This is a genomic window from Nostocoides sp. (assembly GCF_037045025.1).
GTDB lineage: Bacteria > Actinomycetota > Actinomycetes > Actinomycetales > Dermatophilaceae > Nostocoides_A.
The window spans coordinates 397440-419913 of record NZ_JBAOHM010000007.1 but is presented as its reverse complement, the minus strand read 5'-3'; the positions used below and the strand labels follow the sequence as shown (position 1 = coordinate 419913).

The window sequence follows — 22474 nt, the reverse complement described above, 5'->3', positions numbered from 1 at the left end:
GTGGCTCGGAGTCTCGCGGTGACCCGGGCACCCGGCGTCACGGGACTGGCCGGCGCGGCCGCCGTCGAGCTGGACTATCTGCGCCGCCACCTGCGCCGCGCCCACGGATTCTCGCTGGCGCTGGTCGTCAGCAATCACGAGGCGCTGACGCGAGCCGTGGCTCGGGACATCGTGGCCGACGGCGGCGTCGTGGTCGATCTCGACGCCGACGGACCCGGCCCGGTGGCACAACTGGAGCAGGCCCTCAGCGGGCGCACCGCTTCCCGTGTGGTCCTGCTCGGGCTCGGGCGGCTGCTCGACGATCCGCGCAGCCCCGCTCTGGGGCCCCCGGACCTCGGATGCCACGGCGTAATAGAAATGTGACCGAACCCATTTCGGTTCGTCCGCGCCGGCATTGCACAAGCGGAGTTGCATTAGTACTCTCAACCCAACACGACGACGTGAGGGGATGTGGCTGTGCCTGAGGAGACCATGGATGCCCGGGCGACATATCGCACCCTCGATGAGCAACGTGAAGTTCTGACTGCGGGCGAACAGCGTTTTGAGCGGGCCCGGCAGTCGATCGGTCTGTTCCTGGGGCCGATCGCGCTTTTCGCAATGTTGCTCGCGCCGCTGCCGCTCGAGCCCAATCAGAAATCGCTCGCCGCGATCTTTGTTTTCGTCATGATCTACTGGTTGACCGAGGCAATTCCGATCCCCGTCACAGCGATCCTCGCTCTCGCGCTGTGCGTCTTCTTCCAGGTGCCGGCCGACAAGGAGAAGAGCGCGAGTGCGGTCGTTTTCGGCAGCTTTACCTCCTCGACGATCTTCCTCTTCATGGGCGCCTTCATCATCGCCAAGGCGATGTCGCGACATGGGTTGGACCGCCGCTTCGCGCTGTGGGTGCTGTCCTTGCCCGGGGTCGGCGGCTCGACCTATGGCGTCATCGTCGGTTTCGGGCTGATCGCCATGTGCCACGGTTTCGTGGGCATCTCCAACACCGCGACCACGGCGATGCTGCTGCCCATCGGCCTCGGCATGATGGGGACGCTCGGACGGTTCGTCAAGGAGCAATCCGGCACCGACACCGACACCAGTCGGCTCAAGTTCGGCACCTGTTTGATGCTCATGATCGCCTATGGCGCGAGCGTCGGTGGATTGACCACCCCGATCGGCAGCCCGCCGAACCTCATCGGCCTCGGCTTCATCGAGAAGCAAACCGGCAACAAGATTTCGTTCTTTGAATGGGTCATCACCGCCTTGCCGATCGTCCTGCTCATGTTCGTCGCGCTGTGTGTCATCCTCATCCTGCTCAACCGGCCCGAGGTCGGGAAGATCTCCGGCGTGCGCGAATATGTCGCCGAGGAGCGCAATGAACTCGGACCGTGGTCTCGGGGCGAGAAGAACACGATGTTCGTCTTCGTCTTCGCTGTGTTCTTCTGGTTCTTCCCCGGCTTCATGTCGCTGGTCGCCGGCGAGGATTCACACATCGCGACCGTGCTGGGCGAGCGCCTCGATGAAGGCGTGGTCGCCATTCTCGGGGCGGCGCTGCTCTTTTTCTTGCCGACCAACTGGAAAGAGCGGCAATTCACGCTCACCTGGAATCAAGCCGCACAGATCGACTGGGGCACGATCCTTTTGTTCGGCAGCGGCATCACGCTGGGCTCGCTACTGTCCAGCACCGGTCTGGCCAAGACCATCGGCGAGGCCGTCGCCGAGGGGCTGGGCGTCACCAGTCTGTTGTCGCTGACGATCCTCGCGACCGTCGTTGCGATCCTCATCTCCGAAACGACGAGCAATACCGCCAGCGTCGGCATCGTCGTGCCGATCATCATCCCGATCGCGGTCGCGGCCGGAGTCAGTCCGGTCATCCCCGCCCTGGCCGCCGTCTTCGGCGCCTCCTATGGCTTCATGCTTCCGGTCTCGACGCCCCCGAACGCCATCGTCTATGGCTCCGGGATGGTCCCGATCACCAAGATGGTGCGGTCCGGGATCGTCTTCGACATCATCGGCGCGGCGCTCATCGTGGCCGGCGTCACGATCATGGCGCACCTTGTCGGCATTGCCTGACCCGCGAGTTGAGGACCTACCCGCGCGAGCCGAGGAACTACCGTGTGATCCGTGAAACGTGAGCCTGCTGCGAGCGCCGGGCTGATCCTGCCCGCGCGGCTGCTGCTCGCGCTGGCGGCCGGGCTGCTCATCTGGCTCGCCTTCCCATCCCACAACCTCTGGTATGCCGCACAGCTTGGCTGCGCGCTACTCGCCGCCGCTGGCTGGGCCGCCGGCTTCCGCCGCGGCGTGCTCGTTGGGCTGTTCGCCGGGCTGGCGTACTTCGTACCGACGCTGTCGTGGTCGGGCGTTTATGTCGGTCCGCTGCCGTGGCTCGCGCTCGCGACCGTCGAGGCCGTCTATGTCGCGGGCATGGTTGGGGTCGTCGGCTGGCTGCAGCGGCGCCTGGTCGCCCGCGGCCGGGAGTGGGCGGCATACGGCGTGGTGCCGTTGGGCTGGGTCGTGGGGGAGTGGGCGCGGAGCACGACCCCCTTCGGCGGCTTCCCATGGGCCCGGCTGGCGTTCAGCCAGGCCGACGCCCCGATCCGCAATCTGGCCAGCCTCGGCGGCGCACCGCTGCTGAGCGCCGCCGTCGCCACGATCGGCGTTCTGCTGTATGCCGCTGCCCGCGCCCTGCGCCCTCGGCCCCTGACCGCTTGGATGCTGGCGGGCCTGGCCGCGGCGGTCGCGCTCGCCCCGCTCGCCATCACGCTCAACGTCGGGGCCAAGCAGGTCACCGCTCGTATCGGCCTGGTCCAGGGCAATGTCCCCAAACCCGGGCTGGACTTCAACGCCGAGCGGCGCGCCGTGCTCGACAATCACGTCCGCGAGACCGAGCGGCTTGCGCAGACCGAGGCGGGCGGGCTCGACCTGGTCGTCTGGCCCGAGAACGCCGCCGACATCGACCCGCTGCGCAATCCCGACGCCGCGGCCGCAATCCAGCAGGCACTGCGGGCAATCCGGGCGCCGCTCCTGCTGGGCGCGCTGCTCGACGAGCCACGGCCGCTGGTGTCCAATGCGTCGCTGCTCTACCGCCCCGGCGTGGTGGACCCGGAACGCTATGTCAAACAGCACCCGGTGCCCTTTGCCGAATACATCCCATACAAGGACTTCTTCCGGCACTTCAGCGACAAGGTCGACCTGGTGCGGACGGGCATGGCCGCGGGTGATCGGGTCGGCTCGTTCGAACTCGCCACCGCCGACGGAGCCAGCTTCGCCGTGCTGCCGACGATCTGCTTCGAAGTCGCCTACGACGAACTCGTGCGCGCCGGGGTCACCGGCAACGATCAGCTCCCGAGCGTGCTGCTCGTGCAGACCAACAACGCCACCTTCGGCTACACCGCCGAATCGGAGCAGCAATACGCGATCTCCCGGATCCGCGCGATCGAGCACGGCCGCGCCGTCGTGCACGTCTCGACGGTCGGGATCAGCGGCTTCATCGCCCCGGACGGCGCCAGCTCACCTCCGTCGCGGCTGTTCACCCCGTATGCCGCGGCCGCCCCCGTGCCCGTGCTCGCCGGGTTGACGTTCGCCGACCGGATCGGGCGAGCGCCGGAATACCTCGCGCTGCTCGGGCTGTTGCTCGCTGTGGGGTTGGGTCGGCGCCGCCCAAGCGTCGATAATGGCCCATCCGCCTCGCCCGATGTCCCGAAGGAACTCGTTGCCTCCTGAGCCTGCCACGACCACGCGCGAGCCGATCGAGCGCGTCCTGGTCTGCATTCCGACCTACAACGAACGCGAGAACCTCCCGCGGATCGTGGCGCGGGTCCGCGAGCACGCTCCCGGCGCCGACATCCTCGTCCTCGACGACAACAGCCCCGACGGCACCGGCCAGGTCGCCGACGAGCTGGCCGCGGCCGACCCGCACGTCCACGTGCTGCATCGGCTGGGCAAGGAGGGCCTCGGCCGCGCCTATCTCGCCGGCTTCGACTGGGCGTTGGAGCACGGCTACGACGCGATCGTCGAGATGGACGCCGACGGCTCGCACCAGCCCGAGCACCTGGGCGCGATGCTTGCCGCTGCGGCGGACGCCGATGTCGTCATCGGCTCTCGCTATGTGCCCGGCGGGGGGGTCGTCAATTGGCCGGCCAGCCGCAAGGCGCTGAGCATGGGAGGCAATGTCTACACCCGCATCCTGCTCGGTATGCCGATCAAGGACGCCACCGCGGGCTACCGGGTCTATCGCGCGAGCGCGCTGCGTGGGCTGCGGCTGGAGACGGTCGATTCACAGGGCTATTGCTTCCAGGTGGACCTAACCCGCCGCGCGATCCGGGAGCGCCTGCGCGTCGTCGAAGTGCCGATCACCTTCGTCGAACGCGCCATCGGGGATTCGAAGATGAACTCCGACGTCGCCTCGGAATCCCTCAAGCGGATCACGCGTTGGGGAGTGCAACACCGGTTGACGCAGGCTCGCCGGGCGATGGGACGGGACGCGAAATGGCACACCCTGTAGGCGCCACGCCGTATGCCGCGCGGGGGCGCCGCCCGCGCTGGCTCCGGGTCGTCTTCCTCGCCCTGCTCTTGGTCCCGATCATCGAGATCGCGGCGATTGTTGCCGTCGGCAAGGTCATCGGTGGCTGGCCGACGTTCGGGCTGCTGGTTTTCGAGTCGCTGCTCGGCGCCTGGCTGATGCGCCGGGAAGGACGGCGCACCTGGGTGGCGCTCAACCAGGCGCTGCAGACCGGGCGGATGCCTTCGCGGGAGCTGTCCGACGCCGCGCTCGTTCTCATCGGCGGCACCTTGCTGCTCACGCCGGGCTTCGTCACGGACATTGTCGGCTTCTTTTTCATTCTGCCCCTGACCCGCCCGCTGGCCCGCGGGTTCTTGGAGAAGGTGGTGCGCGCCCACATGCTGGCGAGCGCGCCGATGCCCGGCTGGGCCCGCCCACCCGGCTCGTCCGCCGGCGCCCAGACCGTCGAGGGCACGATCGTCGACGACCCCCGCCGCTAGCACGCCGAGGTCCGTGCATCCGTGGAGGTCGCACTCCCGAGCGTCAGACCTTACGCGGGAGGACAGACCCCGGCTGGTTACCCCCGGAATTTGATCGTTAACCATGCGCGTTGGTACCATGAAGGATCGTCCGCGCGACGCTGCGCGACACCACGGCCGACCTCCCGGGCCCGCCCCGGGATCTCGGGCAGGAAACCTTTACCCGCTCAGAAGCGTCGGAACACCGTCAGCGCGTCGTGCGTTGACTCACCTGAAGTGCCACCACCAGCTGGCACCTTTGTCAAGCACGTTAGTAGGGAGAACCCCGTCATGGCCGATCGCACGCTTCGCGGTAGCCGCATGGTGTCGTTCAGCATGGAGACGTCCCAAAATGTCGTCCCCAGCGAGCGCCAGATCGTCGTATATGTCTGCCCGCAGGAGCACCGCATCGAGCTGCCGTTCTCGATCGAGGCGGAGATCCCGGCAACGTGGGAATGCCGGTGCGGCGAGGAGGCACTGCTCCTGGACGGCGCGCTACCCGACCGCAAGCCGGTCAAGCCCGCACGCACCCACTGGGACATGCTGCTCGAGCGCCGCTCCATCCCCGAGCTGGAAGAATTGCTCGAGGAGCGCCTGGAGCTGTTGCGCGCCGCCCGCGGCGAGAAGCCGAGCAAGCGCAGCGCCTAGGGCGCGTGAACCAAACGGCCCGCCACTCCCCGGGGTGGCGGGCCGTTCGTCATCCCGGGGCCGATCAGACGAGCACGGGCTGCTCGTTGCCGGCCTGGCGGATACCCTCGCGGAAATCGACGCGCGCGAGCAGCACGCCGCCGAGGACAAAGAAGACGATCAAGGCGATGATCGCCAGCCGGTAGGTGTGCGTCAGCTGATAGACGACCCCAAAGAGCAGCGTCCCGAACCAGCTCGTCCCGCGCTCCATCGCCTGGTAGAGCGCGAAGTACTCGGCCTCGCGTGCTCGGGGGACGAGCTGGCTGTAGAGGCTGCGCGATAGCGCCTGTGATCCCCCGAGGACGATCCCGATGGCAACACCGAGCGCGATGAACGGAAGGAAGGCCTTCTCAGGCACGAAATAGGCCGCGGCGACGATGAACGTCCACAAAACCAACGAGCCGAGCACGGTCTTGGATGCGCCGACTCGGGCGGCCACCCGGCCAAAGAGCAGCGCTCCGCCGAAGGCGACGAACTGCACGAGCAGGATGAGCGCGATGAGCTGGGATTGTTCGAACTTCAGCTCCTCGGCGCCATACAGGCTGGAGGAGGCGATGACGGTCTGGATGCCGTCGTTGTAGAAGAGATAGGCAAACAGGAAGAGCAAGGTCTGCGGGTGGTGGCGGCGTAGGTCCCCGAAGGTGTTGCTCAGCTGGGCGAGGCTGCCGCCGACCGCGCTCTCGCCGGGTGCCACGGGTGGCTTGTCGCGGTGGCGCAACTCCCACATGCCGCGCACCGGGATGATCGCGAAGATCGCCCACCACAGCGCGGCGCTGAGCATGCTGATCCGCACCGCCATACCCGTGCTGAGCCCGAAGGGCTTCATCGTGACCAGAACCAGGTTGGCGGCGAGCAGCAGGCCGCCGCCGAGGTAGCCCAGCGCCCAGCCGCGCGAGGAGACCCGGTCGCGGTCGTCGGGGTGCGCGATCAAGTTGAGGATCGAGTCGTAGGTGACCAGCGAGGAGCCGAGGAAGACCGTCGCGAGGATCATCAACATCGCGCCGAGCTGCCAATTGGTCCCGGTGACGAGAAAAAGGCCCGCCGCGCTCAGCGCACCACCCCAGGCACACAACCCGAGGAAGCGTGCGGGGCGGTCCATCCGGTCGACGATCGCGCCGACGAAGATGAGCACGATCGCCGACAGGATCGTCGCGAACGTCGTCGTGTAGGGAGCTAGCGATCCCGGGGCGATCGGTATGCCGAGGACGCTGAGATTGGTCGTGCACTCCAGGTCGCTGTCTTGACCGGGGCAGGCGGCCGCCTTGGCGATCGTGGTGATGTAGGGGCCGTACAGGACCGTGCCGATCGTGGTGACAAATGCCGAGTTCGCCCAGTCATACCAGTACCAGGGGCGGATGTACTTGACGTTGGCGGCATAGTCGGGGCTGTCGGCCAGATCGGCCGGCGCGGAACTCATGGTCAGACTCTGACACATCCGTATGCCGCGTTCGCCCAAGCGCGGCTGGCGACGTGCCGCGGGTCAGCGACGAGGCGCCCAGGGGGCCCTAGCCAGCAAACTCCCAGTGCCAGGGCTCGGGAAGCGTGCCGCCCTGGGCGGCCCACGAGGGGTGGAACCAGCCATACAGCGGAGCGTTGCGCTGCATCCACAAGTGGGCCGGGTTGGAGTAGTCGTTAATGCCGCAGCCGAGGTCGACCGCCTTGCCGAGGCCGTGCTCGCTCGTGCCAGGTGTGGCGGCCCACGGGCCTCGGATCGCCTTTATCGCGACCTGCTCGGCATAGGAGCGGTAGCCGTCGGTGACGCAGATGAACGAGCCGGTCTCCTCGGCATAGGCCTTGCTCATCGCGTTGAACGCGGCCGCGGCGTCGGGGATGAGGAACTCGTCGGCAGAGCCGACGAGCGGGCACAGTGCCGATGGGGGGATCTGCCCATTGGGCCAGGTGCCGGTCTTGTCGGTGCACGGGGTCAGCTTGAGATCGGAGACGTCGACATTGGCCGACTTCAGCGCGGCAGACAGGGCCATCGCCGCATCCTCGGCCCCCGGGTCGCCTGAGCCCAGGAGCATCGTTGCCAGCGGCCCGGCCTCGGCCAGCGCGTCCTGGTTGGTCTTTTGGATCTCGCTCTGCTGTTTGTGCAGCGCCTCGACCGTCTCGTTGGCGGCGATCTTGGCCTTCTTGGCCTTCGCCGCCTCTTTGGTGGCCTTCTCGCGGGCCTCGTCGCGTTTCATCGACGCGAGCTTTTGTTGAACGGTGATCTCGCGCAGTTCCTCGACCGAGCGGATCTGGTTGTCGGTCAGGTAGTTGAGGTCGTTGAGCGGGTTGGAGGCCTCGTTGGCGTCCTTGCCCAGGGCATCGAGGAAGGACAGCGCGTCGGCCCACTCCCCGCCTTGGGTGTAGGCGTTGACGGCCCATTCGCGCAGCCCGTCGCGCGCCTTGTCGAGCCGCTCCTGGAAGGCCTGGGCGATGTCGTCCTGACGGGCGGCTTCGGCGGTGGCCTCTTGGGCCGCGGCTTTGGCGGTGCTATAGGCCTCAAGCGCGGCGTTGGCCTTCTTGACGGCCTTGTCGAGCTTGGCCAGGACGGCGGCAAGGTCCTTGTTGGCGGCGAGCAGCTGATCGCGCAGCTCACCGGCGCGGGCGATCTGCTTGGCCAGTTCCTCCGGCGACAGCCGGGGCTCACCTGCGGGTCCCTCGCTGCCGGAACCGGTGGGGGAGGTGGAGGAGGAGGTCGCTGAGGAGTTGCCCGAGGTGTTGCTGGCGAAGGGGGAGGACGGCGGGGGTGAACTGGTGTCGGCCGCCGCGCTGAGGCAGGGCCCGACCACGAGGGCGGCAGCCGCGAGGACCACCGTCGAGACCAGCCGTTTGCGCACACTCACTCCGAACCTCACCAAACGCCCTGACGGACACTTCTTGCTCGAACTGTCCTGACGGACGGGGCCGGCGGGCGCACTAGCGCGAGGCTCTTCATGCGATCCGGACCGCCCGTAATCATAGCGTGACCTCTCCCCAGCAATAGCCCGGGGGGAGGAATTCACCGGGAAAACACAGCAAGTCCGTTATCCACAGGCTCTCCGGTTCACGCGCCGCACTTTTCCACAGCTGACTCGGCTGACGGTCGCCGATTGTCGGTGGGCATCGGCAGGCTAGGGTGACCGCGATCCAATGGGCCGCGGGGACCAGAAAGGGGGACGGGGTTGAAGCACGACCTCGATAGCGTGTCAACCGACAGCGTCACCAACGACAAGGTGACAACCGACAAGGTGACAACCGACAGCGTCTCCAACGACAGCCTGACCCGCGGCGCCCGGAAACGCCGACGAACGAACGAGCCAACCACGAAATCGGACACTCCGGAACACAGCAGGGAGAGCCACGCCAGCGGGTCCAATGACCGGGCACGCGGCCCGGGCCGGCCGGATGGGCTGAACAGCGTCCAACTCAGCGGTCGGGTCAGCGGCGTCGATGACGAGCGGGCGCTGCCCAGCGGCGACGTCCTGCGCACCTTCCGCCTGGTGGTGCCTCGACCCGAGCGGGCCAGGGGCCAGGTCAAGACCAAGACAACCGTCGACACCATCGACTGCGTGTGTTGGTCGGGCAGCACCCGGCGAGCGGTCGCCCGGCTCCAGACGGGGGATCAGGTCGAGGTTCACGGCGCGCTCCGCCGCCGGTTCTTTCGGCTCGGTGGGGCCGTGGCCAGCCGCTACGAGGTCGAGGTCAGCACGGTGCGCCGGGCGCGAGCCGCCGCTCAGACGCCGCCGTGACTGGGAGGCTCGCTCCCAGGCTCACTCCTCGGGCGGGACGATCAGCAGCGACCGGCCCTCGTGGGGTTGCAGCAGGACGTGCCAGCTGTGCAGGTCGTCCACCTCCCCAACCGTGGAGTTGGTCACCATGTCGATCACGGTGCTGCCCGGCTGAAGCTCCTCCGAGCGCACGCTGCCAGAGACAGTGGTGGCGGTGAAGTTCAGCACGGTGACCTGGTCGGCCTGCTGCAGCCGGTGGACGAGCACAAGCATTCCCTTGTTGGAGACGGCCGGGATGTCGAGTTGCCGGGCCGTGGCGATGCCGTGGCGGGCACGCACCTCCAAGATCTGGCGCAACTGGGAGGCAAACGAGGCGTCGTCGGCCAACTGTTCCGAGAGGGGACCATAAAGCGAGCGTGCGCGCGGCATCTTCGATGCCGACTCGGTCGCCTCGGGCTGGAAGTCGAGCAAGTCGTAGGCGCCGCGGTGGATCCACCGGGTGTCGCCGTGTCGAATCAGCGCGCTGACCTGACGGCGCTCCAGCGGCAAGGCGCCGACCAGGTCCCAGCCGGACAGGGCGAAGACCCCGGGTTGCCAGGCGTTATACATCGCGAGCAACAGGTGCGCCTTCGTGATCGCCTCGACGTCGGCGTCGGTCAACGCTGCCAGGTCGGTCATCCCGAGGGAGGCGGCGATGATCGAGGCGGTCGTCGAGGCGATCCCATTGGTCGTGAACACCGCGTTGTAGGGGCCGGCATCGCCGGTCAGTCGCTCGGTCAGCTCCGCCCGAATGAGCGTGGCCAGGTCAGCGCCGGAGATCTCCCGGCGCCGGAAGGTGAAGGTGTCCGCGGGATGGAGGCTGGCGAAGTGAACCAGCTCATAGGTCATCTCGTCGTGATTTTGCAGGGCGTGGACCAGTGAGGCGGTGTCAACCCCGATCTCGCGGGCCGCCCGCATCGTCAGGCGGAGGAACTCGGTGTCCCCGGTGGCCATCGCGTGGTGATACGCGGGGCGGTTGACGAAATCGTAGGAGAGGTCGGCGCCTCGCTCGGCAGTGTTGTGGATGTCATCGATGCTCAGGTTGAGCTCTTGGAAGGTGAACCCCCCGACCTTGCGCACCATGCTGGCGATCAGCTGATTGGCCGCCTCCGAGAGCGGGTGTCCCTCCGACCAGGCCGGGCCGCCGCTGGCGCTCTTTTCGACGCCGAGGAAGCCGTTGGCGTCCAGGCGCAACGCGCCGCTGCCGAGATCACCGAGGGAGTGCAGGGCATCACCAATGACCAGGCGCATCCCGGCAAAGGTCGGGTCGAGCCAGTTGAGCGACGGCTGGCCCTCCTTGAAGTAGTGCAGGTAGACCCAGCGATGCTCCACACCATCCGGGCCGAGGACCGCGTCGGTGGCCGACCAGTTGGTCTCCTTCACCCCGGGCTCGTAGAAAATCACCCGTTGCATTTCGCCAACGATGTAGCCGGCGTCGGTCAGTTTCTTCTCGGCGACGGGATCGAGATTGACCGAGTCGCGTCCCCGGGGCACCGACGGGAGCAGGTCCCAGTCCTCGCGGAGGATCTCCACCATGTGGTAGATGCCCGGGTAATCCCCGACCTTCATCTCCGCGAGCCGGAAGTCGGCGCCCTTGCCGGTGTGGCCCGGAACAATGTCGTCGATGACCATGCCCCCGTGCTCGGCGGCGACCTCACACATGGCACGGAACTCGTCCTCGGTGCCGAACGTCTCATCGAACTGCGTCGAGATCCGATCGAAGTGGCCGTCGACGCTCGGCGTGGTGTCCCAACCGCTGATGCCGCCGGCGCGCTTGACCGGCCCGGTGTGGATGGCCGTGATGCCGATCTGTTGGAACGCACGCCACAGCTGGGGGTCGCCGAGCGTGGCGAGGAAGGTTGCACCGTCGCGGGTGATCATCGAGATCGGGTATGCCGTGAACCAGACCGGGGCCTTTTCGATGGCCGCCCGCGGGTCGGGAGCGGCATAGGGGTTTTGCCACATGCTGCCCTGGCCGGTGAACTGGCGGGCGAAGGCGCGGGCATCGGAGAGCATCGACTCCGACTCCAGCCAACTGACATAGTCGGGGTTGTCGCCGCTGGGGGAGCCCGGCTGCTTGGGCTTGCGCTGCCAGAGCCGGTCACGCAGCCGGGCGCGCGGGCGCAGCCGAGCGGGGCGCGCCGGATAAAACGCGCGCTCGAAACTGACCTCCTCCGCCACGGGTTCGCTGGCCTGCTGCTCTTCGGTCGCCGGGGTGTCCGGTGGTTCTTTATCGGTCACAAGTGACCATGGTAGAGATGTCCGGCGGGTGGGTGCCGGTAATGGTGGCGTAGCGCGGTTACCTTTTTCGCCAGATCTGCCCGATTTCGGGCAGCGTTTTGGTATTCCGCGCCCTGCGAGGCATGATGTGCGTCGTGCCCGACCCCGAACTTGTCGCTCACGTCAGCGCGACCACGGGGCTCGGCGCGCGCGAGGCCGGCCGGGTCGTTGACGACGTCTTGGCCTGGTATCGCGAATCGGTCGAAGACTACGTTCGGCGCCGCCACGCCACCTTGCATCGGCACGGGGTGCGCAACGAGCAAGCCTTCGAACTCATCGCGGTCGAACTGGCCGAGCGCGTCGTGGCAGCGCCACGGCTCTCGCACCGCCAGCTTCGCCGACTCGTTTACGGCTGATCGACCACCCACCCAAGGAGAACCAGATATGTGCGGAATCGTCGGCTATGTCGGCGACCAACCGGCCGCCCCCTTCCTCATCGAGGGCCTCAAGAGCCTCGAGTACCGCGGCTACGACTCCGCGGGGATCGCGGTGCTTGGTGCCAAGGGGGCCACGGTGGTCCGGGCGGTCGGACGGATTCGCGAGCTGGAGGCCAAACTGCCCAAGCGGCTGAGTGGGCGCGCCGGAATCGGCCACACCCGCTGGGCCACGCACGGCCCGGCGACCGAGGCCAATGCGCATCCGCATCGCAGCGAGGACGGCCGGATCTCGGTCGTTCACAACGGCATCATCGACAATGCGGTGATCCTGCGCACCGAACTCCAGGACGCCGGGGTCACCCTGCGCAGCGACACCGACACCGAGGTGGTGGCCCACCTCGTCGCCCGTTCGACGGCGCCGACCCTCGAGGGGGCCGTCCTGGATGCCCTCGGCAAGATCACCGGGACCTATGCCCTCGCGGTCATGGACGCCGATCGTCCGGACCGGATCGTGGTGGCGCGCAATGGGTCGCCGCTGATCCTTGGGGTGGGGGAGAAGGAGACGCTGGTTGCCAGCGACGCGGCGGCGCTGGTGCGGCATACCTCTCAGGTCGTCCATCTCGACGACGGCGAACTCGCGACGGTCACAGCCGGCGGCTTCCGCACCTTTGACCGCAATGCCCGCGACACCGGTCGCCGGGCCGAGGAGATCGACATTGCAGCCACCGAATGGGAGCTGACCGGTCACCAGCACTACATGCTCAAGGAGATCCTCGAGCAGCCCGAAAAGGCTGCCGCGGTGATCCGGGCCGGCTCGACGACCGGTTCGCGACCGCCCGGCTGAACGGGCTCAACCTCAGCCCGCGCGAGCTGCGCGCCTTCCGGCGGGTCAAATTCCTCGGCTGCGGCTCGGCGTTCTATGTCGGTCAGATCGGCGCCCAACTCGTCGAGGATTTGGCCCGGATGCCGGCGGATGCGGAGGCGGCTTCGGAGTTCCGCTATCGGAATCCGCTCATCGAGCCGGACACGCTTTATGTCGTGGTCTCCCAGTCCGGGGAGACGGCGGACACGGCCTTTGCCGTCGCCGAGATCACTCGCAAGGGCGGCACCGTCGTTGGCGTCGTCAACGCCGTCGGATCGACCATCGCGCGGGAAGTCCAGGGGGGGATCTATATCCACGCCGGACCCGAGATCGCCGTGGCGTCCACCAAGGCGTTGACCAACATGGCGATGGCCGTCGCCATGCTTGCCCTGCACCTCGGGCGGCTGCGCGATCTATCGGTCGCCGACGGTCAGCGGATCCTCAAGGCCCTTAAGCGGATCCCCGACCAGATCCAGCAGATTCTCGAGGCGGACGAGTCGATCAAGCTCGTTGCCAAGTCCTTGGCGCAGGCCTCGAACGCCTTCTACATCGGCCGGGTCCGGCAATATCCCGTCGCCCGGGAAGGCGCGCAGAAGCTGAAGGAGATCAGCTATGTGCATGCCGAGGCCTATCCCACCAGCGAGTTGAAGCACGGCCCGCTCGCTCTGATCGACGACCAGCTGCTCACCGTGGCGATCGTCCCCGACGACGATCTGACCGAGCGCAATATCGCTGCCGTCCAGCAGGTTCAGGCGCGTGGTGGACGCGTCGTCGTGATCACCCATCCGAACGTCGACCTCCAGGGCATGGACGTCGAGCGGATCGACGTGCCGAAGTCCGAGCCCGAACTCGACCCGATCCTGCTGATCATCCCGACCCAGTTGCTCGCCTATCACGCGGCGCTGACGTTGGGCCATGACATCGACAAGCCCCGCAACCTGGCCAAGTCGGTAACCGTGGAATAGTCACCGGGAGCCAGGCGGCCGATCTCAGCCGGACACCTCGCTGCGCACGACCATGACCGGTCGAGCCATGAAGTGAATCACGGCGTGGCTGACCGACCCCAGGGCCAGGCCGGCAAAGCCGCCGCGCCCGCGCGAGCCAACGACAACCAGCCCGGCGTCGATATCGCGGGCCTCATCGGCCAAGGCGTGACCTTGATTCCCGCGAAGAATCGCGGTCGTGACGTTGAGCCCGACCTGGCGGGCCTGGACCCGCTCCTGCGCTTCTCGCAGGATCTCGGTGGCTTCGCGCTCTAGGGCCGACAAATAGAGCTGTTCGGCGTCCTTGGATTCCGCGTAGGCCCACGCCCAGGGTTCGAAATGGACCACCCGCACGATGCGCAGCTCGGCACCGGACTTGACGGCTTCGTCGGCCGCTGCATCCAAGGCGGCGCCAGTGTGCTCGACGTCATCGACACCTACCAGGACCGGGTGATCCGGACCGGACTGGAGCGCGTGACCCGCTGGTTGCGATCCCCGAACGATCACGACCGGGCAGTGGGCGTGCGCGGCAACGGCATACGCGGTGGATCCGAGGACACCGGCAGCCAAGGCTCCCCGTCCCCGGGTGCCGGTCACGACGAGGTGGGCCTCCCGGGATAGCTCCACGAGGTGGGCCGAGGGCGGCCCGACCACGCGCACAACCCGGACCCGGTCATCCCCGAGCGCGGTGACGGCCGGTGCGAGACCGTCGGCTTCGAGCCACGGCGCGGTGCCCGGCCCCAGCGGTAGCCATTCGGTCACCGGGTCAAAGCTGGAGTTGACTTCGACCGGCAAGGAGTGGACGAGGATCAGTTCGTGGCCATCGCGCTGGGCGGTGGCGATAGCCCAATCGAGCGCTAGTGCTGACTCCTTCGACCCATCGAAACCCACGAGGATCCCGGTACCGCCCTTGGCCATGCTCTTCCCTTCGTCATCGTTCCCCGACTGGCGATCAGGCAGGAGCACCAGTCCGGTAGCTACCATTCGAGCCTAGCGTTCACCGACCCGTGACGATCCCGGAGGGTGACCGACGCCTCGGGAGGGTGCGCATCTGCTGACCTCGTGTTTAAACGGTCATCCCGAGCAGGATGATCGCCGGCAGGGAGACCAGCGACGCCATCGCGGTCACGGTCGTGAGGGACTTGAGCGCGCCGGTGGTCGACAGGCCGAGCAGGGACTTGAACATCCAGAAGAAATTCGAGTTGACGTGCAGGGCAAAGAGCGAGCCCGCGGCGATCTGGGTGGTCGGGCCTACGGCAGATTCCGTATGCCGCTGCCCTCAGCCGGATGATTCGCTCGCCGTGGGGGTTGACGCACGCTGGATGAATTTAGCAGCCGAGGAGGCGGACGACATGGAGCAGAGCCAAAGCCGAGCCGAGCACTCCGAGCACTCCCTGCGGGCGCGAGCCGACCTGGTCGGGGCACTGGCCCAGACCCTGCAGATCGTCGTGGACGCGCGCCGGGTTGTGCGCGACGGTGGCGCCCGCGATGCGGACGTCCTCGACGCCGAGATCGACATGACCGTCGATATCGTTGCGCGCCGCACCCGTGCGTATGCCGCCGAGCCGGACCTGGCGTCCGCGGTCGATGCCGTCCGGCGGGCCTGGCCACTCGAGGCGGCGCACGCAACCGGATCGCCGGCCGCGGCACCACAAGTGACCATGCCAGCCGACCTGCTGCGCGCCGGCCGCGGCGAAGTCATCCTCTATTGCCGCATGCTTGCCGATGTCACCGAGGCCGGGCGCAGCCTGCAGTGGTTACCCGCGCCCGTCCCGAAGATCCTCGCCGACGCCGAGGCAGTTCTCGGGGATGCCGTCGTCGCCCAGGATCACGAGTTGACCGCCCGCTTGCTGGCCACCTGGCCGCTGCTCGGCGCTCCGTGGACCGCGCCGGCCCGGTGCGCTCTCGATCGGCTGTTGGCGGCGCGCGCGGCATACGGCTTCTTGCCCCCGACGACCGGGCCGGTCGCCGCCGCGCGCGACGAGTTGCTGCGGACGGTGGCCCGACCGAGCATCGCGTTGGCGCTCGCCTTGTCCCTCGCGCTGGAACACGGCCCGATCCCGCAGCCCTGGACGCCGAGCGAAGTCGATCTGCGAGTGCGCGATCGGCTGGGTGCCGGCGGGCCGGTCGTCGATGCCACTCTTCTGGTCTCGGCCGCCGTGCTACGCGCCGACGATCACCGGCAGTTGCGCGCCGTCCTGGACATCGCGGCCGACGGCGTCGCCGCGGACTCGGCGCTCGCTTTGGCTATCGATGAACTTAGCGGCACCGGTCCGTTCGCCGCCCGCGCGGCCTGAATTGCCAGCCAAATTACCAGATGCGTCCTACTCCCCGAAGGCCTCGATGACCGCCTGGTCGACGGTGTGCTTCGGACCGGTGAACCACCGGCGCGCCGAGGCGAACCACCATACGGCCAGGGCGAGCAGGGCGCCGAGGGTGACGATCGGCGCGTAGTTGACGAACTTCCAGCCGAAGTTCTCGTTTCCGGGGACCGCTTGCGGGACGAACGGGAGCATCAGGTAGGTGCACACGATGAGGATCTCGGCCACCGCGAGCGGGTTCATCCACGTGTACTTGGCGCCGTTGTTCCACGAGCCAGCCTCGAATTTGTCACCGTGCTTCCAGCGCAGATAGATCGGGATCGCGAAGGCCAAGTAGAGCCCGATGACGGCAATTGAGGTCACGGCATAGAAGGCCACCGGCACGATGAGCGGGGCCTCCTCGGTGCCGAGGTTGACGCGGATCAACGCCGGCAAGGTCACCAGGGCAGAGACCACGGCGACCAGCAACACCGACATCGACGGCACCTTGCTGCGGTTGAGCTTCTGCCACAGCCGCGACCCGGGGATGGCGCCGTCGCGGGCGAACGCGAACGTCATCCGGGATGCCGAGGTCTGACAGGCGATCGCGCAGAAGAACTGTCCGGCCGCCGAGATGAACAGCACCAGCGCCCCGAGTTTGGTGCCGAGCGCCTGGGTGAAGATGTAGGCGACGCCGCCGGCACCAACCCCGGCATTGTCGGGATTGCCCGCGGCGTCGTCCGGGATCGCGAAGACGACCGCGAGCAGCAGGATGTAGCCGCCGAGCACCGAATACGCGATCGACTGCCACAGCCCTCTGGCCGCCGCCTTGGAGGCGGACGAGGTCTCCTCGGACAGGTGCGCCGACGCGTCGAACCCGGTGATCGTGTACTGGGTCAACAGGAAGCCGAACGGGACGATCATGAACCAGAACGTCCCGCCGCTGGTGTCGCCGTCGGCGAAGCCGGAGTTGTTGAACCGCTCGGTGAAGACGTAGCCGAAGGACTGGTGCTGGTCGGGGACGACGACCAGCAGCACCACGATGGCTAGGGCGCCGAAGACGTGCCACCACACCGAGATGTTGTTAAGGACGGCCATCAGGTGGGCGCGCATGATGTTGAGCACCGAGCCGATGGCCAAGACGACGAGGAAGATCAGGAAGACCCGGGTGAGGGAGTAGCCCGCGGCATACCCCTCGGAGAAGGTGCTGAGGGTCAGGTCGATGAACGTGGCGCAGCCATAGGAGACGCCCGCGGTCACCGCCATCAGCCCGATGAGGTTGAGCCACCCGGTGAAGAAACCCGCCGCCGGGCCGCCGAGTTTGGCCGCCCACCAATAGATTCCGCCCGAGGTCGGGTATGCCGAGACCAGCTCGCTCATCGTGAAACCGACGACGAGGATCAGCGCGCCGAGGATCGGCCACGACCACGACACCGAGATCGGCCCGCCGTTGTTGAAGCCGGCACCGAAGTTGGTGAAGCACCCGGCCAGGATCGAGATGATCGAAAACGAGATGGCGAAGTTGGAAAATCCCGACCAGGACCGGTCGAGGTCTTGGCGGTAGCCCAGTTTGGCGAGATGCTTCTCGTCCTCGGTGAGCTCGACGACCGGCTCAGGCATGACGGTGGAACCCTTCGTTGGAGAACTTCCCGACCGCGTTGTCGGGTGAGTCTGCTGGACATCAAAGAGCTTCCCGGCCCGTTTAGTCCAGCACCTCGGGGGCCGTGTCAGTCATGTCGCCGCCGCGGCTAGGACCCGGTCGATCGCCGCGTCGACGCCGGGCGTGTCCGGGCCCAGCTCGGCCGCCACGGCGGAGCGGAGAGCGGCACGCAGCGCATCGTCGCTGGTGATGCCTGACGCGCTCGCTGAGAGTCCTTGTCCCGGAGTGCTTCCCACGCGCGTGACATCGACGCCGAGGTCACGCGCGCGGGTGCGCCGCTTCATCGGTGAGCACGTCCCGCGGCCCGAGTTCCACCCCGCGCCCGGCCGCCTTGGCGTCCTCGACGTCGGCACGGGTGACGAACCGCCGCCGGGTCGGCTCAGGCGCGGCCATCGAGGCTCTCCAGGGCCTTGACGACCGCGTCCCGGGCGGTCATGACATCGGCCTCGCTGCCGGCCATCCACAGCCGGCCATAGACGCCGACCGAGGTCACGTGCATGAGGTTGACCGTCGCCGCCTTCTCGGCCTCGTTGGCGGCCAGGTTGATGTATGCCGCCGGCGTGCATTCGACGACCAGCATGGTCTGGCCGGCCACCAGCATCATGCCCCGGGTGAACCGGTTGAGCAGTTGCGACTGGTAGGGGCTCACATTGGTGATCACCTGCAGCGAGGCGATCTGCGGCCGGATCCGGTCGCTCGCCTGCAGCCCGAGCTCGGCGAGCACCACCTCCCCGGCCTGGAGCACCTCGGCCTGCGACTGCGAATGCAGCTCGAACATCCCGAACTGCCGCTCGACGATCTGGGCGCCGGGACGGGCCTCGGTGGCCTTGACCGCCACGTCGACGACCCGGAAGACGTGATTGCCCGGCGCCATCTCGACATAGAGCGCGGCCATTCCCTCCACCGGCAGGTCACCCTGGGTGACCGTGCCGACGAACGAGGCATACTGCGGCTGCATCCGGTCCAGATAGCAGTAGGCGCGCAGTTCGAGCTCCTCGGCGGCCATCGGGGGTCCTTTCGGTGGGGTTGTTCGGTGGGTCGGTGGTCGGGGTCGGCTGGTCGGTGGTCGGGGTCGGCTGTCGACTGGTTGGTGTCCGGGTCAGGGCGGTGAGTCGCTGCGGGCGATCCCGAGCGGGGTGACCAGGAGCGGGATGGGGCGGGACGAGCGCGGTGCGGCCGGTGACCTCGGTGACCACCTCGGCGAATCCAGGAAAGGCGACCGCGCCGCCGACAAGGTGAATGGCGCCGCCCGGCCAATCCGCGGTATGCCGCGCGACGATCGCCCCGACCTTCTCGATGACCGGCCGGACCAGAGGGAAGAGCTCGGCCTGCCGGGCGGGGTCGGCCTTGGTCTTCTCGGCCACGTCGAGGGAGACGCCCGAGGGCGCCGGCGACGACGAGGGAGAAGTGGTGGCCGCCTGTCGGCTCGTCGGCCGGTATGCACGACCGCGCCGCCCGCGCACGACCGCGATGCCGGTGGTGCCACCCGCCGACGTCCACGACCACGCCATCGCCCAGGCCCAGCACCGCGTTGGCCGCGGTGGGCTCGTCGACGAGGCCGGAGCACTCGAGGCCGCAGGCCTCGATGACGTGCCGCACCGGGCGGGCGTCGGCCTCGGGGATGCCCGGCGGATAGGCGCCGTGCGCCTGCTGCAACCCGCGGCCCAGACGGGCGGTCGACCCGGTCGATGAGGGAGCGCAGCAGCGTCGACGGCTCCGGTGAAGTCGACCACGACGCCGTCGCGCACGACGTCGGCGGCCGCGCTGGCGCCGGCGAGGGGCCGGTCGTGCTCGTCCAGAACGAGCACGACCGTGTAGGCCGTGCCGAGGTCGACGCCGACCTTGATCCGACCGCCGGCACCGGATGTCAGGCCGTCCCAGGGGAGCCCTGCGTCATGCTGGGGGAGCCCTGCGTCATCGAGGGAGAGCCCTGTGCCGCCGCGGGACGCCGGCGGGTCATCCTGGGGCACCCTCCGGTCGCTGTGGGACACCGGCCGGTCGTCGTGGATGACGGCGGCGGCGCGCCCCATCACTTCGTCCAGGCCGGTCATGCCGGGTTCCAGTCCGCCGGATAGGTGACATAGAGGAACTTCGCCCAGCTCGGGGTGCCGAATGTGATCGAGCTGCCCTTGGGCACGGCGATGACATCGCCGGGCAGCCCGACGACGCGCTGGGTCGCGGTCGTGATGTGCAGCTCCCCCTCGAGGACGTATTCGATCTCGTCGTAGTCGAGTCGCCACGGGAAGGCGCCGGCCCGCAGGCTGAGCACTCCGGCCGCGATCGGCAGCCCGTCGCGGCCGGTGACGACATCGCGCAGCCGGACATCCATTTCGGGACGTCCGATGTCGGCGGGGAACGGATCGAGGCCGAGCCGCCCGACCTGCGCCACGTGCGTGATCCGCGGCTCACCTGCGAACGTGCCGGCCGTGGTCGGTGTCGGCCCGGCCTGCGGTGCTGGCCACCCGGGCGGCGCGGCGCGACTGGCGGCGTTCGGGTTGGCGTGCGCCCCGCTGATAGGTGCCCCGACGGTGTTGGCCCCGACGGGTGCCACGACGATCGTGACCCCGCGCTCGCGGGCGGTGTCACGGGCGAGCGCGGTCAGCCGGTCGTCGGGGCCGACGACCATTTCACGACCGCCCTCGCGCACCAGTCGCAGCACGTCCTCGGCGGTGAACACCCGGCGCGAGACCGGCGCCGGCTCGCCGGGCAGGGAAGCGCTCACCGCGCGGCCTCAGCGCGGCATACCAGCGAGTTCACACGCCGGTGCTGGGCAGGATCTGCTCGACGTCGGAGTGCGGGCGCGGGATGACGTGCACGCTGACCAGGTCGCCGACGCGCTGGGCGGCGGCGGCGCCGGCGTCGGTCGCGGCCTTGACGGCCCCGACGTCGCCACGGACCATCACCGTGACATACCCGCCGCCGATGACCTCCTTGCCGATGAGAGTGACATTGGCGGCCTTGACCATCGCGTCGGCGGCCTCGATGGCTCCGACGAGGCCGCGCGTCTCGATCATGCCGAGCGCGATCAGCTGGGGAGTGGGTGCCACTTCCGTTCCTTTCCTGGGGTGGTGCTGCTACTTCGTGGGGTGGTCAGGTCTGCTGGCCGAGCCGGGCCATGACGGCGGCGACGATGCGGTCCAGCTGGGGGTCGTCGGGTCCCGGCCTCGCCGCTGGGGCCAGCGGGCGGCCGGCGCGTCCCTGCGCGCGCACGCCGGGCGCAAGCTCGTAGGCGACCGCCGGCGGCTCGCGCAGCGGCCACGCCACCCGCTTGACGTTGAGCAGGTGGCGGGTGGTGATGTTGTCGCCGACGACGGCGCCGCCCACCCCGCCCGGCCCGAGGGTCATCGACGGCATGACACCGGTCGTCGCGCCGATGGCGCCGAGGGTGCCCCAGCCGTTGACGATGATCCGGAAGGCGGGCTTTTCTAGCCCGAAGGCGAGGATGACGTCGTCGTCGGTGGCGTGGATGACCAGCGAGTGCCCGTCACCGCCGTAGCGCAACAGCTCCAGCGCCCGGTCACAGCCGGCGTGCCAGCCGTCGGCCTCGTAGAACCCGAGCACGGTGGTCAGCTTCTCACCAGAGAGCGGCTCCTCCCGGCCGACGGCGTGCAAGTCGGCGACCAGGATGCGGGCGTGGTCGGGGACGTCGATACCGGCCTTGGCGGCCAGCACCTGCGGGGTGCGCCCCACCGCGGAGGCGTCCATGCCGAGCGTCGGGGTGAACAAGACCGCGGCCAGCTTGGCCTTGTCCGCCTCGGGCACCCAGTAGGCGCCCTCGGCCGCCATCGCGGCGCGCAGCTGGGCGGCAATCGGCCGGTCGGCGACAACCGCCTGCTCGGTCGCGCAGATCACCGAGCAGTCGAAGGCCTTGCTGTTGACGATCGACCGGGCGGCGGCGGGAATGTCGGCGCTACGGTCGACATACGCCGGGACATTGCCCGGGCCGACGCCGAAGGCGGGCTTGCCGGTGGAGTGCGCGGCCCGCACCATCGGCGTCCCTCCGGTGGCGAGGATGACCGAGGTGGCGTGGTGGCGCATCAGCTCCTGGGTGCCTTCGAGGCGGACCTCGGTCAGGCACGAGACTAGGCCGCGCGGCATACCGGCTCGCTCCCCGGCAGCGATCATCACGCGCACCGCCTCGAACGTGCACTCCACCGCCGAGGGGTGCGGCGCGATGACGATGCCATTGCGCGCCTTGACCGCGATCAGCACCTTAAAGACCGCGGTTGAGTTCGGATTGGTCGACGGGGTGAGCCCAACGACGACCCCCATCGGCCAGCCGATTTCCAGAATCCGTCGCTCGTCGTCGCGGCGGATCACGCCGACGGTCGGCTGGTCCTTGATCGACTCCCACACGGTGCGGCTGGCGAACTCGACCTTCAGGCGCTTGTGCGCGGCGACGCCGTAGCCGGTCTCGTCGTGCGCGAGCTGGCCGAGGCGGGCGGCATCGGCATACACCGCATCGGCCATCGCCTGGCAGACCCGGTCGACCTGCTGCTGGCTGAAGGACAGGAACTCCCGTTGGGCCGCGCGCGCGGCGGTGGCCAGCTCGCGGGCCTGCTGGATCGATCGCAGATCGGGGTCGTATGCCGTCAT

25 protein-coding genes are annotated in these 22474 nt (G+C 68.3%); 13 read left to right on the top strand and 12 right to left on the bottom strand.

The window, feature by feature from the left end; all coding sequences use genetic code 11:
• Positions 1 to 18 precede the first annotated feature (18 nt).
• The 6 genes from V9G19_RS06725 to V9G19_RS06700 all read left to right on the top strand — a co-directional run bounded on the left by V9G19_RS06725 (position 19) and on the right by V9G19_RS06700 (position 5643).
• Positions 19 to 363, top strand: a complete 345-nt coding sequence (locus tag V9G19_RS06725; protein ID WP_462284704.1) for a hypothetical protein — start codon at positions 19 to 21, stop codon at positions 361 to 363.
• Positions 364 to 456: 93 nt separating this feature from the next.
• Positions 457 to 2049 (top strand): SLC13 family permease, encoded by a 1593-nt coding sequence (locus V9G19_RS06720; protein WP_462284703.1) that lies wholly within the window; start codon positions 457 to 459, stop codon positions 2047 to 2049.
• A gap of 51 nt (positions 2050 to 2100) precedes the next feature.
• Complete coding sequence (gene lnt, locus V9G19_RS06715; protein ID WP_462284702.1) at positions 2101 to 3699, top strand: apolipoprotein N-acyltransferase; 1599 nt, start codon at positions 2101 to 2103, stop codon at positions 3697 to 3699.
• Positions 3671 to 4480, top strand: coding sequence for a polyprenol monophosphomannose synthase (locus tag V9G19_RS06710; RefSeq protein WP_462284701.1), 810 nt, complete (start codon positions 3671 to 3673; stop codon positions 4478 to 4480). Before lnt ends, V9G19_RS06710 begins: the two co-directional genes overlap by 29 nt.
• Positions 4465 to 4977, top strand: coding sequence for an FxsA family protein (locus V9G19_RS06705; RefSeq protein ID WP_462284700.1), 513 nt, complete (start codon positions 4465 to 4467; stop codon positions 4975 to 4977). Before V9G19_RS06710 ends, V9G19_RS06705 begins: the two co-directional genes overlap by 16 nt.
• 309 nt (positions 4978 to 5286) lie before the next feature.
• Positions 5287 to 5643, top strand: coding sequence for an RNA polymerase-binding protein RbpA (locus V9G19_RS06700; protein WP_462284699.1), 357 nt, complete (start codon positions 5287 to 5289; stop codon positions 5641 to 5643).
• Positions 5644 to 5707: 64 nt separating this feature from the next.
• Here the strand turns inward: V9G19_RS06700 and V9G19_RS06695 are convergent, their stop codons facing one another.
• Both V9G19_RS06695 and V9G19_RS06690 read right to left on the bottom strand, forming a co-directional pair.
• Entirely contained in the window at positions 5708 to 7099 is a 1392-nt protein-coding gene (locus V9G19_RS06695) for an MFS transporter (RefSeq protein ID WP_462284698.1), read from the bottom strand.
• An 88-nt stretch (positions 7100 to 7187) separates the two neighbouring features.
• Positions 7188 to 8513, bottom strand: a complete 1326-nt coding sequence (locus V9G19_RS06690; protein WP_462284697.1) for a D-alanyl-D-alanine carboxypeptidase family protein — start codon at positions 8511 to 8513, stop codon at positions 7188 to 7190.
• Positions 8514 to 8852: 339 nt separating this feature from the next.
• Between V9G19_RS06690 and V9G19_RS06685 the strand changes: the two genes are divergently transcribed.
• Positions 8853 to 9398, top strand: a complete 546-nt coding sequence (locus V9G19_RS06685) for a single-stranded DNA-binding protein (protein WP_462284696.1) — start codon at positions 8853 to 8855, stop codon at positions 9396 to 9398.
• A 21-nt stretch (positions 9399 to 9419) separates the two neighbouring features.
• Here the strand turns inward: V9G19_RS06685 and treS are convergent, their stop codons facing one another.
• Positions 9420 to 11657, bottom strand: coding sequence for a maltose alpha-D-glucosyltransferase (gene treS, locus V9G19_RS06680; protein WP_462284695.1), 2238 nt, complete (start codon positions 11655 to 11657; stop codon positions 9420 to 9422).
• A 125-nt stretch (positions 11658 to 11782) separates the two neighbouring features.
• Between treS and V9G19_RS06675 the strand changes: the two genes are divergently transcribed.
• The 3 genes from V9G19_RS06675 to V9G19_RS06665 are packed head-to-tail and all read left to right on the top strand — an operon-like array spanning position 11783 to position 13900.
• Entirely contained in the window at positions 11783 to 12052 is a 270-nt protein-coding gene (locus V9G19_RS06675; protein ID WP_462285039.1) for a hypothetical protein, read from the top strand.
• A 28-nt stretch (positions 12053 to 12080) separates the two neighbouring features.
• Entirely contained in the window at positions 12081 to 12917 is an 837-nt protein-coding gene (locus V9G19_RS06670) for a glutamine--fructose-6-phosphate aminotransferase (RefSeq protein WP_462284694.1), read from the top strand.
• Complete coding sequence (locus V9G19_RS06665) at positions 12803 to 13900, top strand: SIS domain-containing protein (RefSeq protein WP_462284693.1); 1098 nt, start codon at positions 12803 to 12805, stop codon at positions 13898 to 13900. Before V9G19_RS06670 ends, V9G19_RS06665 begins: the two co-directional genes overlap by 115 nt.
• A gap of 24 nt (positions 13901 to 13924) precedes the next feature.
• Here V9G19_RS06665 and V9G19_RS06660 read toward each other — a convergent pair whose 3' ends face one another.
• A complete protein-coding gene (locus tag V9G19_RS06660) occupies positions 13925 to 14836 on the bottom strand; it encodes a universal stress protein (RefSeq protein WP_462284692.1) in 912 nt (303 codons plus the stop codon).
• Positions 14837 to 14984: 148 nt separating this feature from the next.
• Entirely contained in the window at positions 14985 to 15155 is a 171-nt protein-coding gene (locus tag V9G19_RS06655) for a GntT/GntP/DsdX family permease (protein WP_462285038.1), read from the bottom strand.
• An 85-nt stretch (positions 15156 to 15240) separates the two neighbouring features.
• On the opposite strand from V9G19_RS06655, the gene V9G19_RS06650 reads away from it, so the two are divergent.
• Entirely contained in the window at positions 15241 to 16215 is a 975-nt protein-coding gene (locus tag V9G19_RS06650; protein WP_462284691.1) for a DUF6895 family protein, read from the top strand.
• A gap of 27 nt (positions 16216 to 16242) precedes the next feature.
• Here the strand turns inward: V9G19_RS06650 and V9G19_RS06645 are convergent, their stop codons facing one another.
• The 4 genes from V9G19_RS06645 to V9G19_RS06630 all read right to left on the bottom strand — a co-directional run bounded on the left by V9G19_RS06645 (position 16243) and on the right by V9G19_RS06630 (position 18884).
• Positions 16243 to 17838 (bottom strand): amino acid permease, encoded by a 1596-nt coding sequence (locus V9G19_RS06645; RefSeq protein WP_462284690.1) that lies wholly within the window; start codon positions 17836 to 17838, stop codon positions 16243 to 16245.
• Between the two features lie 111 nt (positions 17839 to 17949).
• Positions 17950 to 18162, bottom strand: coding sequence for a hypothetical protein (locus V9G19_RS06640; protein ID WP_462284689.1), 213 nt, complete (start codon positions 18160 to 18162; stop codon positions 17950 to 17952).
• On the bottom strand, positions 18137 to 18271 hold the full coding sequence (locus tag V9G19_RS06635) for a hypothetical protein (RefSeq protein WP_462284688.1): 135 nt from the start codon (positions 18269 to 18271) through the stop codon (positions 18137 to 18139). Before V9G19_RS06635 ends, V9G19_RS06640 begins: the two co-directional genes overlap by 26 nt.
• The gene (locus V9G19_RS06630) at positions 18258 to 18884 is read right to left on the bottom strand and encodes a hypothetical protein (RefSeq protein WP_462284687.1); all 627 of its coding nucleotides are present in this window, start codon (positions 18882 to 18884) and stop codon (positions 18258 to 18260) included. The genes V9G19_RS06635 and V9G19_RS06630 overlap by 14 nt, the downstream gene beginning before the upstream one ends.
• A 233-nt stretch (positions 18885 to 19117) precedes the next feature.
• Between V9G19_RS06630 and V9G19_RS06625 the strand changes: the two genes are divergently transcribed.
• Both V9G19_RS06625 and V9G19_RS06620 read left to right on the top strand, forming a co-directional pair.
• The gene (locus tag V9G19_RS06625; RefSeq protein ID WP_462284686.1) at positions 19118 to 19570 is read left to right on the top strand and encodes a hypothetical protein; all 453 of its coding nucleotides are present in this window, start codon (positions 19118 to 19120) and stop codon (positions 19568 to 19570) included.
• Positions 19567 to 19953 (top strand): hypothetical protein, encoded by a 387-nt coding sequence (locus tag V9G19_RS06620; RefSeq protein ID WP_462284685.1) that lies wholly within the window; start codon positions 19567 to 19569, stop codon positions 19951 to 19953. The genes V9G19_RS06625 and V9G19_RS06620 overlap by 4 nt, the downstream gene beginning before the upstream one ends.
• Here V9G19_RS06620 and V9G19_RS06615 read toward each other — a convergent pair.
• From V9G19_RS06615 to V9G19_RS06605, 3 genes are all read right to left on the bottom strand, one after another.
• Entirely contained in the window at positions 19926 to 20600 is a 675-nt protein-coding gene (locus V9G19_RS06615; protein ID WP_462284684.1) for a cupin domain-containing protein, read from the bottom strand. The two genes, V9G19_RS06620 and V9G19_RS06615, sit on opposite strands and share 28 nt — an antisense overlap.
• 31 nt (positions 20601 to 20631) lie before the next feature.
• Positions 20632 to 20892, bottom strand: a complete 261-nt coding sequence (locus V9G19_RS06610) for a BMC domain-containing protein (protein WP_462285037.1) — start codon at positions 20890 to 20892, stop codon at positions 20632 to 20634.
• A 76-nt stretch (positions 20893 to 20968) separates the two neighbouring features.
• Positions 20969 to 22474 carry an aldehyde dehydrogenase family protein gene (locus V9G19_RS06605; RefSeq protein WP_462284683.1) on the bottom strand — a complete coding sequence of 502 codons (1506 nt, stop codon included), beginning with the start codon at positions 22472 to 22474 and terminating at the stop codon, positions 20969 to 20971.